Here is an 18127-nt window from a genome sequence, read left to right on the forward strand (position 1 = left end):
ATTCTTCTTTAAACTATCTGAATCCTGCTGCCTTCGAGGCAGAATACTATCGGCAAACTGGGTGAGAATTGAGAAGTTAAATATTTACTAACCCGCAAAAGTGTAAACCAAAACGGAACCACGTCAAAATTCTTCTTCTTGTATTTTGTCAGGGCAAATTCCAGACCGTAGGTGTAGTCTGTTTCAACGCGACCAGTTGCGATTGCGTATTTGAATATATGGCTGATCAGGTTTTTTACGCGTCTTGCCATTTCTGGCGCCGTCACTTCAATTTTGCGAATGCAGGCCAGAATGATTGGAGGTTTGAGTTGAGTGATTGGAAACCGACCAATGACGGGCAGGGCGTATTTATCCAATCTATACTGGACTGTTTGTGCATAGCGCGGGTTCCAGGCAGGTGCGTTCTTCGAATGCCACTCTTTTGCAATCAGGTCGAAGGTTGACGCGTTGTCGAGTGTCTTGGTGAGTTTTTCCCGAACTCGTGAAACAACAGGATCAATACCGGTTTTGATTTGTTCGCGGATTTTGTCCCTGTGTTTTCGAGCATCGAGCAAACTGACAGAAGGATATGCGCCAAGGCTTAGTCGTGTTTCCTTTCCATTGAAGCGATATTTTAGTCTCCAAATCTTGGAGCCGGAAGTTGCGACTTCCAAATATAGACCTTGCTGATCGAAGAGTTTGTACGACTTTTCTGTTGATTTTGAGGCGCGGCATTGTGCGTCACATAGCGGCATGTGATACGTCCTTTCTTCTTTTATTTTCAGATGGTTGACAGGGTTTTGGGGGCATGATGTTATGGGAATTCTGGATTTGACCCCATTTTGGCCCCCACATTGCGTTAATGCGGATAGATGTCTGTGAAACTCGGAAGTAAAGAACGTACGTCAAAAGATTGGAAAAACGTAATTTTTCCAATTTTGATAAGAACAGATTATGTCGGATAAGACGACAATGGCTCCTCGAGCAGAAGTCAAAGTCAGTATCATAAGTATCTGAGTACATTTGATTTCCCCGTTTGCATTTTGATCACATGCCCCCAGATATGCCCCCATTACAGGATAATCCCGGTTAATGATCTCTTCGATTCTAACACCGGTTAAATAAGAATTTCAACCACAAAAAAGCGTGAACAATTTTCTTGTAGAGGGCAGGGCATCTGAATTTTTAACGTCTAATTACCGACTAATTGGGGTAGAGTAAATTTCGAGGAAGATTGGTCGTCACCAGCCACGAGTTTTTGATGACGACAAAACAGACGCAGCAGGCCGCTTTTCGCCAGACAGTCGATTGTCCACTGGGACGTATCTTTTATTTGTTTGGGCAAGAGGCCAGGCCCAAGCATTCCCGAACCTAACATCCCTTCTATGTGCAGTGCGTCACTGTAGCCTGAAAGACGGCAAAGCGGCACTCCATTGTTGACGGCGATGAATTCCATCGCCCGGTAACCACTGTCATGAAGCTCCTTGGTTGGTAGGATGATTAGACTATCGAAATCGCCGATATCTTCGAAGGGGCCTCGCTCCGGTACTTTTTTCAGTTCCTGGAGTGTCATGTCGTTGACGTTCAAAATTGTTCTCCTGCTGTGGGCATTACTGTCTTAAGGCAGAGAATAGCTTCTGAGGGCTCTGTTCACAATGATGATTTCTTGGTACTGGGGAGGTTGACGATGGCAGCCTTGTTGGCCCAGTCTGCACGAGCCTCAACCGAAAGACAAAGCTAATGAATTCAAACGTATCACTTTTTAGTTAGTATTTTCTTGCTTGCCCCACGCCTTGCCCCAGATTCACTCTTGCTTCTTTTGGTCTCAAGTTATTGGAAGTTGATTGTTAATGGATCAGTGTTAGACCATTACGATGTTAAATAAATTTCGAGAGTTGAACGCTTAGGGTAAATTGAATTAGATATCAACTGGGAACATTGCCGAATAAATTAAGAATAAGCTTCATTGGTTTTGAAATTTGAAGCTGTAAAATCGTAAAATAGAGTTCTATCCGAGGGGTTGCTCCCCGAGTGATATGCGACAGAATCAATAGAGTTAAATTTGCTTTTTGTCGCATTATCATAATATTCAGCGATGCTTGGGATTGTAAGCCATTCCTGGGCAATCATGTGTTGCCATTCGGCGTTGAGGGTATAGTAGTTCTTATAGCTAAGGATTTCGTCAGTGGCTTTTCCAAGTTTTTTGCTAGTTGCTTTGTCAAGCAAGAAATTCGCTTGTATTACACCGATTAGTAATAGTGCCCGAGTAAGTTGGATTTCATGTGCTGGAATCGAACAATATGCGCTTCCGTCAAAATTGATAGGGAATCCTCCACGCATGAATCTGAAATTCAAACGCGGCGAAACTCTTATCATCAAATTATCCAAAGGTGAGTCAGGCATCCTCGTAAGATATTTAGAACATCTTTTAAGCAACGTTCTAAACTCGATGTCTGATGATGAGCAACTTATCAGAATTTTAGTGCCAGCAAGGTCTGTTGTCCATTCTTCGGATGATATGTCACACCCAGTACAACCAAAAACTACATCGCTTTCGCGGACAAGCGAGATAGCAGCGTCAGCTTGCTTGGAAGCAGGAACCATGCCTTGTAGTTTTCGACTTTCAATGTCAAACACGCAGACATCATAATTGCTGTCGATAAGGTATTTGTATAGACCAACGCCTAAATCTCCAAATCCAATAATTCCAATTTTTTGCTGTCTAGAAAGGCCAAGTTGTGGGATTTTTCGCTGAGTAATAGTAAGAATAGATTTTGCGATAAGATGTGGTTCAAGCAATTTCTTGCACGCAGAGGCCGCTACCTGAATCACTGGTAAATCGATGTTATGATCTTGATCGGGTGCGCTCAATCCGCTTGTTGTTTGCTCTACGCCAACAATACAATGATTTTTTAGAATTTCTTTTGGGGCATATTTTACACCATAACCACCATCGTCAAGGATTATTATTTTTTGTTTGCCAGCTTTCTCTTTCAATTTATCGGCAACAGATCCCCAGAGACGATCCTTAATACTATTGCCAAATGATTCGGAAAATGTACCTGGCTTAAAGCGTGTCTCACCTTCAATATATGTAATTCCCAACTCCCTGAATTTTTGCTCAGTGTCTCTGCAATTCGAATATAATTTTCCTGTAATAAAAATATTATCTGCTTTAAACCCAAGTGATAAAAAACTTTCAACAAGGCTGCCAGTAGTTTCTAGAACATGTTGGACCATTACGAGGATAGTTTCTTCGTTATCTAATTTTATAGCGGACAGTTTTCTTACTATAAAATTTAGCAGGGCAAGATTTGTGAATTTACTTTTTGACACTCTTCTTCTCGAATATAATGTTTGTTCCCTTAAGGATGGGGTGCTCCAGATAGTGACTTTTGTCGTCACCTGTGTTTGGTTTATGTTCGTGCGTCATTAAATACCTTCTAATGAATTGATCCTTAACAGGTGTTCGACCTTGGTAATCCTGATGAATTGACAATTGATGATTCGGAAAAAAAAACTCAATATGACTCAGTAGATCTTGTAGACTGTCATGATCTGCATGTCGATTAGTGAATAATTTACTAATAGGAATGAAACCCCATTTAATGTTGCTCAATAATTCCATTTTGAAAATAACTATTTTTTGCTTATTCTTATCTTGTCGATCTTCATTTTCAATGGTTTGCGATAATATTTCCTGTATATTGTTTAGTATGTTTAGACGATTACCATTAAAAGGTAATGTAAATACCATCAATTTATCTTGCGATATTCTAAGTAGGTATTCACCGACATCTGAATATATTTTTTTGCTTTTTTCACTTCCTTTTATTTGATGTATCTGATTCCGGGCTCCGTCAATAACGCGAAAATAAGAAACTTGCTTATATCCAGTCTTTAATAACAGTAGAGATATATTGTCAAATTTTAAAAACTGCTTAGGAAATAATATGAGCACTGTTTTGAAATTTACTTTCTTAACGTCTGATTTTTCTATTATCTCCTTGATAAATAAATAGTGATTGTCATTTTGTTCACTTTTTATCCCGAAAATGCTATCCCCATTTCCTGAAAAAATTTTAGATATCGATCTCGATAAGCATCGATGAAGTCCTTTGTGGCTGTCTTTGTTGAAAGGGTAGGGGATTAGAATTGATTTGGATCCTGCCACAATGTTCCAGGAAGGGTTGAAATTGTTGGCAATTTCCATTAACGTATCGCAAAATCCAAACAGACCTAAATTGTCACCTTCAGAGAACTCACTTGCACCAATGTGTCCAAAGTCCACTTTCTCATACAGTTCTGCATGGCCTTGGATAATGAGTCCTAATGGATCGATGGCATTGTGCAGATTTTGTCGTTCATTGTCTGGAAAGCTATCCGGATAGCGGAAAGCACCGTTCACATAAATATCTTCGCCAAATCCGTACTCCAACTTGTACACGAACCTTGCTTCTTCTGGAATGTTATCAATGATAGATGCTACATTTTGTACCAGATCATTTTCAAGCAGATTTCGATTTGTAGTCTCTAAAATTTGATAAAAGTTGCTCCATGTAAGTTTCTCGTAAGGAAGTCTAATTTCCGACATAGTCAGTTAGTTTGCCGTTTTCCATCCTGAGGATGGTTGGGTTGAGCAAGTTAACGAATTTTGACGAATGAGTGATAACGATTACTCCGAAACCAGCAGTTGCCAAAGCCTTGAGGTGATTACCAATTGTCAATGCATTTTGAGGGTCTTGATTTAAGGTGGGTTCATCCAAAATAACGAATGGTTGTCTAGCGGCAAGTGTCGCTGCCAATGTTAGCCTTTTTCTCATGGCGAATGGCAGTTCGAAGGGGTTCTGATCGAAATACTTCGATAGATTAAATGAATTTGCCAGGTTAAGTATATATTCCTGGGTATCGTTGAAACGACCACTTATTCCCAATTCTTTTCCTATTGTTGAAGAAAAGATCTGTTCGTCAGGATTTTGAAATGAATATCCGAACGTTGTCCCAGGAGATAAGAATGGGGTTATTTTTTTGCCATTATATAAAATATAACCAGACCCTGGTCGTAGGATACCAGTTAGTATTTTCGCGAGCGTGCTTTTGCCTGATCCATTTAATCCCATTATACAATATATTTTTCCTGACTGAAAAACATACTGACAGTTATCTAATATATTTTTTTTATTATTATAGGAGAAGGTAATATTATCTAATTCCACGGTGGAGGTCTCGTGTATTGAATCGATAATTGTGCAATCTTTTATATCTTCAAATTCATGTTGTGGTTGCTCGACAAAGTTTCCGTCTATTTCTTTTTCTAATTCGGGTAACTCGTCAATTCTGTAATCTACAATCTGTGAGTCAAAAGATTCGTAGCTTTTAATTAAATCGAAAAGTTTCCTTTTCTTTATGTTGTCGATTTGTTCAAAGGTGTTGTCAAATATCAATTGCTTGTTTGTTAGTTTTAAGCAGCTTATAGCGCATAGCAATGACTTCTCTCCACCTGACAAAGTATAGGGACTCTGATCAAGGACTAAGTCTAATCCAAGACTGCTCAGAATTAAGCTAATTTCTAATTTATCGCGGTAACCATGGAGTGTTAGCTCATCGCGTACGGTTGAAGCTATTCCGCTCAAGTAGTGAGTTGCATCAGGACCATTATACACGTGTTTATTTTCGGCGATAGCTTTTAGGTATGCCGTTTTTCCGCTAAAATTTCGCCCAACAACGAACTTCATATCTTTATAAATTATAGAAGAAGTTTAATAGTATTGTCCCTGTCCCTAGTACAATCGCGAGTAAATCAAGTAGGTTAATTTGCGGCTTGTCAATGGGAAAGTCATCGACCAATTGGTGAATATTTTTCCTCTCCCAGTTTTCAGCTCGCTCAACTGTGGATTCGAAAATTCCCACTACTAAGGGTCTTAATATGTATGGAAGTTGTTTGATACGCGTCGTAATTTTTCGGTCGGGCATTATTCCGCGGGCTAGTCTGGCGGTTAAGATCTTATTAGCGCGATAATTTATATCTGGCAGTAAGGCGGAAATTCCCAATAGTATGAGTGTAATATTTTTATTTAGTTTGATTATTCGGGCAACATGTATAATCTTTTCTGGGGAAGTATAGAATGATAAATAGAATGTAGTTCCGAGCGAGTATAGCCGAGTGCTTATAAATAGTGCAAATTTATATGGGTCATGGAAAGAGATATTCCAATCTGATGGAACTGTGTTTAAAAGCAAGCCCCATATAAGGCAAGTAAAAAATAGAAGTGGTAAAAAAAATGATGTGAGGAACAGGGTTTGGGATATTACCCGTCCCGATGTTATTGCTAGTAATGTTGACGCGCCAGCTATTATCAGCATTGGACTTAGCATGCGGCATGTGAAGATGCCAATAGTCATAGCTAAGAAAAAGTAAATCCTCGTATATGGGTGAATCGCTGCCATAGTGTTATATCAGGAACCCGTTTTTTCGCAGGAGCGGATTGTCAAAGTTTACTAACAGCCTACGCGGAATGCTTTTTAACATTATTACTGTCATCAGAAGTTGTAAGGTTTTATCCAATGGTTCGGAAGCTAAGCCGGAGTAGAGAACCGAGTTAAGCATCGTTTGTCCGGATTTTAGAAAATAGGCAATTACTAGGCTTGTTCCTGATCCGTCAATACCTGCAAATAGGAATACCTTAACAGGTGCCGAACACGCCCCGGCAATTACTCCCAGGGCGATACCGCAAAGTATTTGAGTCCATGTTTTCGCCAGTAGACCCTGGGAGGCTACTAAATGGAGAAATCCGGCTATTGCTACTTGGGTGCCGATAAAGTATGGGTATACAGGACTTATCACAATTCCCGCGATGAGGAATGACAATACCCCTGTTAGTGCACCAGCCCGAAATCCTAATGACAAAGTCACAAGACAAGTCCCGATTGCGTCTAGATAAATCGGAAGTTTTAGCAGTTGAATGATTGATCCCATGGAGACATTGAGCGCCACTGCCAGAGGGATGAATGCGAGGTGGTATTTGTCGAGTTTCATCTGTATTTTTTTCTCGAAGTAACGACTTGTTTTAGATGTTACAAAATGTTTCTCAGATATTCAATTTTGAGGAGAAAATCAAATGTTAAAAATTTAGATTAACTTTTGAAGTATAAAAATAATCATATTCTTATACTTCATTTTTTTTCATGGAATGTCAAGATTTGTTATGTGTATATATTTGATAATCAGATAAATAAATAATATTTTGTCATATTAATATTTGCTTTTTCGAATAGTTGTCTATTACTTTGGTGCAAGTTTAGATCGCAGCGAAAGCGTTCCAACTGACGTTCTTTGACATATTGTATACATCAGGGTTTGATTGATGTGATGGCCATTAAACAAAAAAGCCAGGCAGTTGCCTGGCGAAGGAAAATGTCCGCTTTCGATAATTTTGAAGTTGCTGGAATAGTGACAATAGCGATTAGAGCGTTATTGTTCACAACTTCAACGGACTGGCTTAAAACGATGTCTGTTTGGAAATATTGCGCAACTCTGCATTATTATCTGTTGGCGCTACTTATTTATTTAAGCTTATCCATCGATAAATATGAAAAATGTAGAAAAAAATAGCGTTTTCGCAATAGGTAAAGCTGAGGACGCTGAGTTGCTGATTGGAAAATTACTGGCCGGGACGATCCTGGCTGTGGAAGTGAGAAATTTTCTTTCTGAAAAAGAATGTGATCATGTTGTTGGGCTGCTTCACTCGATGGAGATGGACGAGGATTACTTGCAAGGGAAAGCGCGCAAAATTGGACTGTCGGCTCACAACATGCAGAGCGGACCAGATGCCTATTTTCAAGGTGCAAAAGATCATCCCCTTCTTCAACACCCAACTATCACAAATGTTGTGGATAAATTTTTCGAATTGTTTCGCGGTTGCGGGTGTGAAATTGGGGTAGCGACCAACCGGAGCGGCGACGATTATAGTGCGACTATAGTTCGGGAGTTTCACTCAGAACTGAAAATTCATAATGACTTTGCTCCTCGTGAACAAGTTGGCTGGTTTCCAATTCAGGACGTGAGAAGGCAGTTTGCCTATGTTCTAAAGTTGACCAATTGTTTGGGAGGAGAGACGCTCTTTTATCCTAAGCGCTGGGAAGCTTCGGATGAGGCTTACTTCAATCACGATGATAATTATTCTTATGATAAGGCGGTTGTCAGCGGCTTTCCCGAATTCAGAATAAACGGGCCAAAGGGTACATTGATTGTTTTTGATTGCACAAACTACCATTCTGTGAACAAGGTATTGTGCGGGCGGCGATATACAATGGGTGGTTTTGTTGGTGAGTTGTCAGATGAACAATTCATCGTGTGGAGCTAATATAAACCGGTCGATTTACGTAGCGATGTCCATCAATTAGTGCATGCTCTGGTGTTATTTCATATTGTAAAGCAATCGAAAGATTGCTTTTTTGTTACCCGGTAGTGGCGGTGTATGATTCGAAGTATGTTCGGCAAGATTATGGATCAAGGCCAATGCTGTGAAGCAACTTGGATTTCCATTTTGTCATTTGCAAAATGATAAGATGGAAAAATATTTCTGTATGCAATTTGTCTATGAGTTAACGATGATTAACCCATAAACAAAATCCTTTCTTTTTAGCACCTTCTGTAACCCCAACCTCTTGTGTTACAGCCTCCCTCTCAGGACAGGTAACCAGATTTTAAAACAAATCTGTTCAAATATAATCGATGGTTCACCTATAAACAGCTCCGGGTTTAACAGATTATGAAACAGGCGGTTGCGTACTATCGTGTTTCAACACACAGGCAGGGTAAGAGCGGTCTTGGTTTGGAAGCACAACAAATTGCGGTGATGAACTATTGTAAGCTCAACGGTTATGATCTGATACGGGAAGTGATAGAGGTGAAATCAACGCGGAAATGTCGGAATGGGCTGCTGGAAGCTATGGACATGTGCAAGATTATGAAGGTTGCGTTGGTCGTAGCGAGGCTGGACAGATTAGGCAGGGATGTCGAACAGATCGCCAGGCTTGTAAAATCGAATGTCGAGATTATCGTGACCGATAACCCGCATGCCAACCGGTTCACGATCCATATTTTAGCCGCAGTTGCGGAGGAACAGCGGCAAAGGATCAGCGAAACGACGAAGGAGGCATTGAATGCTGCCAGAAACCGCGGTGTTATCCTGGGAAAAAATGGGAAAGCACTTTCAGTGGCTAATAAAAACGCAGCAGTGGAGTTTGCTCGCAAACTTTCACCGGTCATTAATCGACTTAGGAACAGGGGAATAACCTCGGTACGGGCCGTATCTAGGGAGCTGAACAAACGGGGTGTTCCGACATTTCGCGGCGACAGCCAGTGGCACCCAAGTACAGTACATATATTAATGAACAGACTGAAATAAAAATAACCTTATCTGCTATGATTTGTACAAATGAAAACGACATCCTTTTCGATGATGTTGAAGCGCTGGAAAATATACTTGGGAAAAATTCCCTGAAAGTCTCCTCAGTTAATGCCAATTGTGATTGCACAAGCTATACCCCAACTTTCGATGAGGACTTTGATACCCAGGAAAGCGCCGCAACTGCTGCTGCAAACAGTTGACGGTACCCATGCCTATGCTGTCAATTGCGCTTCGCCGCATTCTTTCAGGGTGCTGAACGGCTCGCAATACAGGATTTTAAAAGAAATTAATGGACAGGATGATATTGACGGGCTCGCTCGCAAACTCTTCATGAGCCCCGAAGCCCTTGAACCATTGTTGTCGATGCTGGCCAAATCGGAGCTTGTACGGTTTGATAATTGTTTCACTGCCCCGCGCAAGCCATCCGGCCCAAAATCTTTGAACTTCTGGATACATACGACAGATGCGTGTAATCTTGGGTGCAGCTATTGTTATATATCGACATTGAATACCAGCAAGGGCATGTCTGATATTGTTAAGCGGCAATTGCTTTCCAAACTTGTGGAGACAGCCGGAAAGCGCAAGATACGGACAGTCAAGTTTCGTTTGGCAGGAGGTGAACCCCTAAGCCAGTTCAAAAACTGGAAGAGATTTATACCTGAGGCCGCATATGCTTTGCAACAAGTGGGCTGCAAACTGGATGTTGCCTTTATCACCAATCTGACAATCCTGAACGACGACATCCTGGATTTTTCCAAAGAGCACAATATTACTTACGGGATTTCAATGGACGGCGTGGAGCAGGTGCATGACCTGACCCGAAAATTCCGGTCTGGCGTTGGCTCTTTTCATGTTGTTGATGCCAACCTGAGGAAATTGCTGGCACACAACATCCCGGTTTCCGTCAATACGGTCGTCACCAATCAGAATCTGGAAGGGTTACCAGAGCTCACCAGGTACCTGGTCGGTCTGGATGTCCCATTCCGGTATTCGATTGTAAAAGGGGAGGCGGTCAACGCGGAATTACTGGAGGAAAATCTTTTACTATCTTATTCTATTATGAAAGAGGCCATTGAAACCGGCTGGCAATTTTCCAGGCGGCACCAGTTTTGCGACCTCAAGCCCAACGAGCTGGGTTTCCAAACCTGTGCTTCCGGTTTTTCAGGAGGCGCAATCTATGTGGATGGCTCTTTCAAATATTGCCACGTCCATTTCGGGGACAATTCAGGATCTGGCAGGTCCATTTTTAATCCGGACATTGATTTGGTCGATATGATCCAGCAAAGCGGACAGTACCAGGAGGCGAAATCCGAAGATTGCAAGCAATGCCGCTTTCGGTTCGTTTGTACAAGCGGTTGCCCGGTTTACCGGGAAAACGGTAAAGACCCCCAATGCAGCATCTACCATAAATTCATTCCCCTATATTATGAACTTCAGGCCAGGGAACGCTTGAAATTATTGAGGTCTTGTGGAAAGATCTGACCAGAAGGGAGGTTTCCCTTTTGTCAGGGACCAACCATTTGGAAAGGCAGGCCGCTTTGTCTATCGCGATTTCTATTCTTGCACTGCTGGCAACCTTTTATCAGCTTTATCTGCAACGTGTCCATAACGAAAAATCGCTGAGACCGCTGGCACAGATTGTATTGAGCGATCGTGAAGCGCGGATGTATGTTCAAATCAGGAACAACGGTGTCGGCCCGCTTATTATCGACAGGGTTGCTTTCGTTAAAGATGGTATCTCGTCAGTAAACATAGAGGATTTTTTAACCCTGGACCCCAAGTCATATATGCATGACGTGATCAGTGCCGAAACCGTGCAAAAGGTCATTCTTCCCGGTTCGCATTTGGAAATATTTGACACGGTGTTTGAGCGGCATGCGTCAGAGCAAGAAAAAGATAATGTGATCAGACAGTTCAACCCGGTAACGTTAAATGTGGATTACCGTGACATCTATGATAACAAATTTACCATTGAGAGAAATCTCAACTAGTTTTCCAGGCACGCTTCAAGTAAATAACAGTCACCCAGCCTGAATACAGTTGACAAAATTGCATTGCGGATTTTAGATTTGAAGTTACAGGGAGCAAACCGCTTTAATATTGATGGAGTTTAGTGATGCCCGAATCCGTTTTTAATCAAATCCCCAAAGGTTTTACCGTAGAGGTTTTCGGGCCGGTTGAAGGCTTTTGGTCATGTGAATTATCCAATGAGGAGGAGGCTATCAGAATTAAGGGGTATTGCGATAATGCCGAAGGATCGGTCCGGCTCTGTCTGGCCAAAATACCTAAAAGACAGCCAAGCAGGGTCGCCCATTTGCCTACGTCGCTTTCTAAAAGCCGCCTTACACGCTTAATGCTAGACCGGGTAGGCAATTAGTTGTCAAGTAAACAATACACAAAACTTGACAAAAGCGGTTAACTCTGCTATCTTTGTAGAATGTTAAGCACCTCCGAAAAAATAACGCAAAAGATCAGGAGCATGCCCGAAGATATCACTTTCGGGTATGAGCAGCTGCCTATTGGCAGGGAAGAATTCTGGTCTGCTGCAAAGACAATGGAGCGTTTGCAGAAAAAAGGGCTGATTAGAAAATTGTCGAAGGGCAAATTCTATAAGCCTAAAATGACGGTTTTTGGGGAAAAACAGCCCGGTGAACAGGATATACTTAAATCCTATTTATATCAAAAAGGACAGCGCATGGCTTATATCACCGGAATAAGCCTTTACAATCAGCTGGGTCTCACCACGCAAATACCTTCTGTTATCCAGATAGCAAGCAGATCACGCCGTAACATCGGCGCTATTGGCACCATAAAGGTCAGTCCGGTTAAAAGCTATGTGGATGTTACAGATGAAAACTACCAGATCCTTGGTTTTCTGGACGCTATGAAGGATTTGAAAAAGATCCCGGATGTGGATGTTTCCGCCGCACTGGCAATATTTAAAAACCGGATAAAAGGATTGGGGCCAGAGCAGCAAAGCCAAATGGTGGATTACGCTTTATCTTACCCGCCACGGGTGCGGGCCTTGCTTGGGGCGGTTATGGAGGATATAAAGAGCGGGACCGATTTGAACGGGCTTAAAGAAAGCCTTAATCCCTTAACCCGTTTTGAATTGAGCATACCTGATGCTGCCCTGAAAACCGCTTTAAACTGGAATATCCAATGAGATTACATGAAAACAAAGAATTGTTTACCGATGCAATCTCGATCACAGCGGAATATTTAAAGCTGCCGGAAATTTACGTTGAAAAGGATTATTGGGTTACGTTTACACTGCAACGCATTTTTACAAGCCCTTTAGCAGAATTTACGGTGTTCAAGGGCGGCACCGCACTGGCAAAATGCTTTGATTTTATCAACAGGTTTTCTGAAGACATCGACCTTGTGCTGCTAAAAGAGGCAAGCCTTTCCACTAATCAGCTTAAAGAGCGTTTAAAAAGGATCAGCAACGCTGTTTCTGAATTCTTGCCTGAAATAGAAACAGAAGGTATTACCAATAAAAAAGGGATGATCAGAAAAACGGCCCACTCGTATTCTCGGAATTTCGAAGGGGATTTCGGGCAGGTCAGGGATTTGATCATTCTGGAATCAAGCTGGCTTGGTTCATCCGAGCCAGTGGCAACAGGAATGGTAAGCTCTTTTGTTTACCAGATGATGCAGGGCAGAGGTCAGCACAGCTTGGCCGAAGAATATGCACTTGCGCCTTTCGCAGTATCGATACTGGCACCGACGCGGACATTGTGTGAAAAAATCATGAGTTTGGTGCGTTTCTCTTATACAGAAACCCCAGTAATTGATTTAAGAAACAAGATACGCCACATATATGATCTGCACCAGTTATTAAAACAAGATGACATTAGTGCCTTTTTTGGTTCCGGGGAATTTGATGAAATGCTTCACAAAGTGGCGCAGGACGATGAGACAAGTTTCAGAAATAATAATGACTGGTTATATAACCCGCCTGCGAAAGCATTGTTTTTTATTGATCTGGACAATATATGGCCACAGATGCGCGGCACTTATAACGGGACATTTAAAAATCTGGTTTTTGGCGAATTGCCGGACGAGAAGTTGGTATTGAAAACACTGGAACGGATTAAGGAGCGGTTGGCGCTGATCCAATGGAAATTGTGAGAAAAGAATTAGTGTTGCGAAACACCATTTTTTACCAATATCCAAGTTTAGGCAAAGAGCACAGTTGAAATTACTGCGGTATTACGAAATGATATAGCATGGTAAAGGTAATCTGATATACTTGTAACCCTTCTCTATCTCAAATATTTTTTCGGAATGGTGGATTTCCCTGGCTGTAATAATTTCAATCCTGATTTCAATTTTTGCGCTGTTGGCGACTTTTATCAGCTCTATCTGCAACGTGAGCATAACGAAAAATCGCTTAGGCCCCTTGGGTAAATTGTTTTAAGTGATATTGAAGCACAGGTTTTTGTGCATATCGGAAACAACGGTATCGGCCCCATGATAATCGATGAGGCCGCATACCTTTTATCTTATCTGAAGCACCACAAGGAATCTCGGTTTAATTTTTTGGATTCGAAAAGTTGCCGGACAATTTTCTCGAAGCGTTGAATATAAAGGTACGCGACATATGACTTCGTTTAACCTAGTTGTTATTTAAAATTGTAGGCGATCATTTTGCTTTACGACGCTGTCAAGGTGATCAGAATATTCCTGCATCATTTGTGTGCCCTGTTCCAAAACTGAGCACGATTGTATGCCTCTCCGAGCGGGCCTGGAGCTTTGTGAGTGAACTGGGCTTCACTTTTTGTAAGTGCGTGGATATTGTCATCCATCTCGTCGCTGTCATTAAGAATCCATGAAGATGGGAAAATCAATTTGATAATAAGTATGATCTTTATGAACAAACAATGTGGAGGGGTGGGCTTCGGCTTGGGACACTCTTGACGTTAAATCATTGATATTAGAGCCGAGATCTACTAAGTTTTGGTATTATCGTCTTCTAAAATTCATTATAAGCTAATCACAGTCTTATTTTGAATGCAATTCGCCACGGTCAATATAATTTAGGTTTTGGCCGTCGGCGTTGTTCAACAGTCACCGGCGTTACTTGTGAGAAGTCATAGTATAGACCCGTCCTAAAAAGTGTTGGCAGGTTGATGATCTGCTGTAGTACTCTTGTAGCTAGGTCTCTTTTGTAAAACGCTCATAAACCGAGGTAATTGATACTTGTTTTACTCCATTTTTTGTATACAAATACCGTTTATTGACAATAACTAACCTGCCAGCAGGGTCCACCGCCACCGATTCGGGTTTTACCCATCGATAAGGATCCTCCTTATCACTTGGTAGCACATTGAGCAACTTCAGATCTTCGGAAAAGTAGAACTGGCGCGACGTGCCTTGCCGCAAAAAATCTATTCGTAATGAAGGATCATAATTTAAACCCGGGCCACCTGTCCATTCTTCGTTTTCTATGCGAATATATTGCTCTGGCCAGGACTGACTAAATATATATGCAAATCCGGCATACGATGGATTAGGACCGTATATGCGCACTTCCACATCAAAATGATAGTTCTTTTCCGAAGGCAGGATATCTATTTCCTGAAACAAGTCGGTGGAAGTTACACCGTCCATATTTACATCGACGGCTTCGCTACTGACCGAACTAACGATACCATATTTCCCATGGAACTGATTTTGGAGCTCAGCAGTTTTTTGAGCTTCTATAATTTCAAGATCCAGTGCAGCATCATTTTTCTTGCAGCCCAACATTGCTGAAAGAAGAATAGGGCAAAGAAGAAGAAGAAGTGTTTTCATCGCATTAGATTCTAGTTTCATATAAATTTATAAAAATATCTCTACAAAGTAAAAAGGGGTTACATAATAATTGATTTCCCTAGCTTAATAACCAAGCTGTTCTATCCCTTAACCATTCCTGTGGTGTTCAGTTTTTACGGAACGTAATGGAAAGAGTGTGTTCTACTTCTACAAAACCAAGAGCTTTCACAAACCGCCTTCACCACCACATTCTCCTGTCCGAACCTCTTTTCCTGAAAATAAACTAGGCTTCTGAAAGCCAAGTATGCCGGGTAGTCCGGATGGTTCTTCTTGAAAAACTCTGGGCTGGCCATAGCAAATACGTCGATGGCCAAGGCCGAGTCGTTGTGGATCGGAACGCCGGTGGTCTCAGGCCGCCCCAGCACATCGTCAGCCGCGGTTGTGCCGATTACTTGCCGGTTCAGGCTTTCCTTCCCACGTCCGCGTTCAGCATCTCACGCTGTCGCAGCTCGTGGCTATCCTTGCCTGCGAGCGCCCCCATCTTGAAGTAGATAATTTTATTAACCTCAGTGTCTGCGAACACTTCCTGGTAAGGGCATGTCTTCATTTTCTGTTAAAGGACCATCTGAAGGTACCATCGTTCGCCTAAACACTTTATAACTAATAAGCTTAAACGAATTTCAGCTTCGTGCTTTTGACTACCCTATCCGAGTAGTGTAAACAGGTAGAACTGAAGCGTGAGATCCCTATTTGGGTTTAATAGCGAAATTATGTGGGGAGGATGAATGAATCCCCCCACATAAAATGGACAATAAATACATAGCTCGTTTGAAATTGGCTGGCCTTTACTTTTTACCACAATTGGGCAGTCCTCATATTTAAAGTAACGTAACCGGTCGTAATTTGTGGGCCATGGGAGTATAGATTTACAGGAAATCCAAATGGAGGCATCGGGTAAGTCGACATGGAAGTTACCAACGGCTGGCAGTATTCCGCCGTTCCGTCAAAAAGAGCATCGCTTGCCCCTGTCGTCACATAATTAAACCCTGAGTTGAAGACTTGCTGTGTAGAGGTACCAAAACCAATGCCCGTTTTCGTATCGTTATTAGTGAAATTAGTTCCAAATGTTGAAGAGACTGATGAGCTCACCGTTGTAGTTGTGCCAGGGTCTAATTCCTGTACCACAAACTTCCACGTATCTCCGTATGTCTTAATGTTCCAGCCGACTATCGGAATGGGTTCAAATAAATGCAGTTTAGTATCGTTTACTATAAAATAACCATCGGGATCTACTGTTAAACTAAATACATCATTCCTACTACAAGAAATTCCTTTATTTAAAGAATTGATTGCACCAGGAGCAGCACCGGTCATTGCTATTGTAACTTGAAATTCAAAATTCCCATCAGTCGCATCATCCATAACGTAGTTGAACATAGACTTATCAGAAAATCTAATGGACGTAAGAGCTTCGGCAAAATTAGGGCGATAGACGCCCGAGTTACGACCCAGTTGAGGTAATATCCGATAATAGACGTTATCTCTTTGGCAGCTTGAACCATTTTCAAAAGCTTCGCGAATATCAGGGAGTAATTCAGTATCATAAAAGCCATCCGTTAAATCATTAATTCTGGCATACTTTTCTTTTTCAGGTATTCTTTTATCAAAAGTATTGTCCCAGAATGCAAATTGTCCAAGATCGTTAACAAGATATGGTTCATGAGCCTCAGTATTTACGGAACTGAGTCTTGACGTTTTTGATCGTTCATCTACCAACCTTTCATTGTCCTTTACAATTATAATTGGTCTCAAAAAATCCTGTCTATAGGATAAACTTCCTTCGTTTCCATTGCTATCGAACGTCTTCATTGGTTTATTAACGGCAAGGTCTCCATAGTTACGTACTCCGACAATCGGTATTTCATTTTTGGTGTCCCATTTGCTAGCAGAATGTCGGCTAAGTTCAGGTATAAATATTGTCAAAAGCGGTAGATTTCGAGTAAGTTTCATGATATCTGCATCTTTTTCCAGGTATGATCCAATTAAAGATTCAACTGTTAAACCACTGGACAATCGAACATCCTTTAGTTTCTGATAAAAGATATCATAATCTCCGTCGAATTTCTTCAATGCTTCAGATTTTATCAACTCTCTAAATTCTTCATTTTGAAGAGCTTTTGCAAGTGCGGTAGAAAAAGTTATCCTGTCAACTTCTACATTGATGGATGAATCAATCTGTTTAGATGGTGCACTATTATCTTGCTTAATGTTATCGCAAGATGTAAAAAAAGCAATGAGTGATAGAAGCAGGATAGTTTTTCTCATTTTTAAAGAAGTATTAAGTTTGCTGTTTATTGAAAATGATCGATTTTTCATTGTTTTATATTTGAAAGTTCTTTTCCCCAATTCAAATATTTAGTAATCTTTAATTTCAGGTGAGAATGCATTCTCTTCTAAGATTTTTGAAAATTATATTCGACTTTGACTATGTCATACTCGTTGTGGCTATCCTAGTTTACACGTCTGCGTGCTAGATATGTGCCCTCAAGATACAATCTTACCAGATAAAACACTGCAAATGTTGCTTACAACAATATAAGTAGTTTCTTCAAAAGGCTTATATTGTTGCGCTAAGGTATGTAGTACTAGTTCTCTGACTTATAAAATATAATTGATAGAAAAAGAAACGTCTTATTCCATTTGTAATCAACGTCTTAATCGATGGTATAAATGTAAATTGCTAGAAGATTCAGCGATTCTCGAAAGGCTATTTCTACATTCATTTTAGATGAGCATCAATAGTATCCACTACTACGCTTGTCTTTCCTGGACATTTGTTATTACGACTTCAACTGACGTGGTTCCCTTTTGGTTTACACTTTTGCGGGTTAGTAAATATTTAAAAACTTCAATTCTTATCCAGTTTGTCGGTAATATTCGGCTTCAAAAGCTGCTGGATTTAAATAGTTCAAAGA

17 protein-coding genes are annotated in these 18127 nt (G+C 41.1%); 8 read left to right on the top strand and 9 right to left on the bottom strand.

Annotated features, from left to right (window positions below):
* Nucleotides 1-8 precede the first annotated feature (8 nt).
* The 6 genes from FBF61_RS34115 to FBF61_RS34140 all read right to left on the bottom strand — a co-directional run bounded on the left by FBF61_RS34115 (nt 9) and on the right by FBF61_RS34140 (nt 7015).
* A complete protein-coding gene (locus FBF61_RS34115) occupies nt 9-734 on the bottom strand; it encodes a tyrosine-type recombinase/integrase (RefSeq protein WP_138485469.1) in 726 nt (241 codons plus the stop codon).
* 437 nt (nt 735-1171) lie between these two features.
* Nucleotides 1172-1552 (bottom strand): hypothetical protein, encoded by a 381-nt coding sequence (locus tag FBF61_RS34120; RefSeq protein WP_138485470.1) that lies wholly within the window; start codon nt 1550-1552, stop codon nt 1172-1174.
* A gap of 377 nt (nt 1553-1929) precedes the next feature.
* The gene (locus FBF61_RS34125) at nt 1930-3315 is read right to left on the bottom strand and encodes an NAD(P)-binding domain-containing protein (protein WP_138485471.1); all 1386 of its coding nucleotides are present in this window, start codon (nt 3313-3315) and stop codon (nt 1930-1932) included.
* Nucleotides 3302-4573, bottom strand: a complete 1272-nt coding sequence (locus tag FBF61_RS34130) for a hypothetical protein (RefSeq protein ID WP_138485472.1) — start codon at nt 4571-4573, stop codon at nt 3302-3304. Before FBF61_RS34130 ends, FBF61_RS34125 begins: the two co-directional genes overlap by 14 nt.
* Complete coding sequence (locus tag FBF61_RS34135; protein WP_138485473.1) at nt 4560-5714, bottom strand: ATP-binding cassette domain-containing protein; 1155 nt, start codon at nt 5712-5714, stop codon at nt 4560-4562. The genes FBF61_RS34130 and FBF61_RS34135 overlap by 14 nt, the downstream gene beginning before the upstream one ends.
* A 716-nt stretch (nt 5715-6430) precedes the next feature.
* Nucleotides 6431-7015, bottom strand: a complete 585-nt coding sequence (locus FBF61_RS34140; protein ID WP_138485474.1) for a hypothetical protein — start codon at nt 7013-7015, stop codon at nt 6431-6433.
* Between the two features lie 553 nt (nt 7016-7568).
* Here FBF61_RS34140 and FBF61_RS34145 point away from each other — a divergent pair.
* From FBF61_RS34145 to FBF61_RS34175, 7 genes are all read left to right on the top strand, one after another.
* On the top strand, nt 7569-8342 hold the full coding sequence (locus FBF61_RS34145) for a 2OG-Fe(II) oxygenase (RefSeq protein WP_138485475.1): 774 nt from the start codon (nt 7569-7571) through the stop codon (nt 8340-8342).
* A 408-nt stretch (nt 8343-8750) separates the two neighbouring features.
* Nucleotides 8751-9389, top strand: coding sequence for a recombinase family protein (locus FBF61_RS34150; RefSeq protein ID WP_138485476.1), 639 nt, complete (start codon nt 8751-8753; stop codon nt 9387-9389).
* A gap of 17 nt (nt 9390-9406) precedes the next feature.
* Nucleotides 9407-9592: a hypothetical protein gene (locus tag FBF61_RS34155; RefSeq protein ID WP_138485477.1), complete on the top strand. Its 186-nt coding sequence runs from the start codon at nt 9407-9409 to the stop codon at nt 9590-9592.
* Nucleotides 9540-10874 carry a radical SAM/SPASM domain-containing protein gene (locus FBF61_RS34160; RefSeq protein WP_138485478.1) on the top strand — a complete coding sequence of 445 codons (1335 nt, stop codon included), beginning with the start codon at nt 9540-9542 and terminating at the stop codon, nt 10872-10874. Before FBF61_RS34155 ends, FBF61_RS34160 begins: the two co-directional genes overlap by 53 nt.
* Complete coding sequence (locus FBF61_RS34165; protein WP_229215356.1) at nt 10859-11383, top strand: hypothetical protein; 525 nt, start codon at nt 10859-10861, stop codon at nt 11381-11383. Before FBF61_RS34160 ends, FBF61_RS34165 begins: the two co-directional genes overlap by 16 nt.
* Before the next feature lie 446 nt (nt 11384-11829).
* Complete coding sequence (locus FBF61_RS34170) at nt 11830-12558, top strand: DUF6088 family protein (RefSeq protein ID WP_138485479.1); 729 nt, start codon at nt 11830-11832, stop codon at nt 12556-12558.
* Complete coding sequence (locus tag FBF61_RS34175; protein ID WP_138485480.1) at nt 12555-13526, top strand: nucleotidyl transferase AbiEii/AbiGii toxin family protein; 972 nt, start codon at nt 12555-12557, stop codon at nt 13524-13526. Before FBF61_RS34170 ends, FBF61_RS34175 begins: the two co-directional genes overlap by 4 nt.
* Nucleotides 13527-14552: 1026 nt before the next feature.
* On the opposite strand, the gene FBF61_RS34180 is transcribed toward FBF61_RS34175, so the two are convergent.
* The 3 genes from FBF61_RS34180 to FBF61_RS34185 all read right to left on the bottom strand — a co-directional run bounded on the left by FBF61_RS34180 (nt 14553) and on the right by FBF61_RS34185 (nt 17528).
* A complete protein-coding gene (locus tag FBF61_RS34180; protein ID WP_138485481.1) occupies nt 14553-15212 on the bottom strand; it encodes a hypothetical protein in 660 nt (219 codons plus the stop codon).
* A 400-nt stretch (nt 15213-15612) separates the two neighbouring features.
* Nucleotides 15613-15759 carry a hypothetical protein gene (locus FBF61_RS34855; RefSeq protein WP_166444704.1) on the bottom strand — a complete coding sequence of 49 codons (147 nt, stop codon included), beginning with the start codon at nt 15757-15759 and terminating at the stop codon, nt 15613-15615.
* Between the two features lie 245 nt (nt 15760-16004).
* Nucleotides 16005-17528: a hypothetical protein gene (locus tag FBF61_RS34185; RefSeq protein WP_138485482.1), complete on the bottom strand. Its 1524-nt coding sequence runs from the start codon at nt 17526-17528 to the stop codon at nt 16005-16007.
* A gap of 412 nt (nt 17529-17940) precedes the next feature.
* On the opposite strand from FBF61_RS34185, the gene FBF61_RS34955 reads away from it, so the two are divergent.
* The coding region (locus tag FBF61_RS34955) for a hypothetical protein (RefSeq protein ID WP_205748361.1) at nt 17941-18127 on the top strand (187 nt) is incomplete at its 3' end.

This window comes from Dyadobacter bucti (assembly GCF_005869225.1).
GTDB classification, from domain to species: Bacteria; Bacteroidota; Bacteroidia; order Cytophagales; family Spirosomataceae; genus Dyadobacter; species Dyadobacter bucti.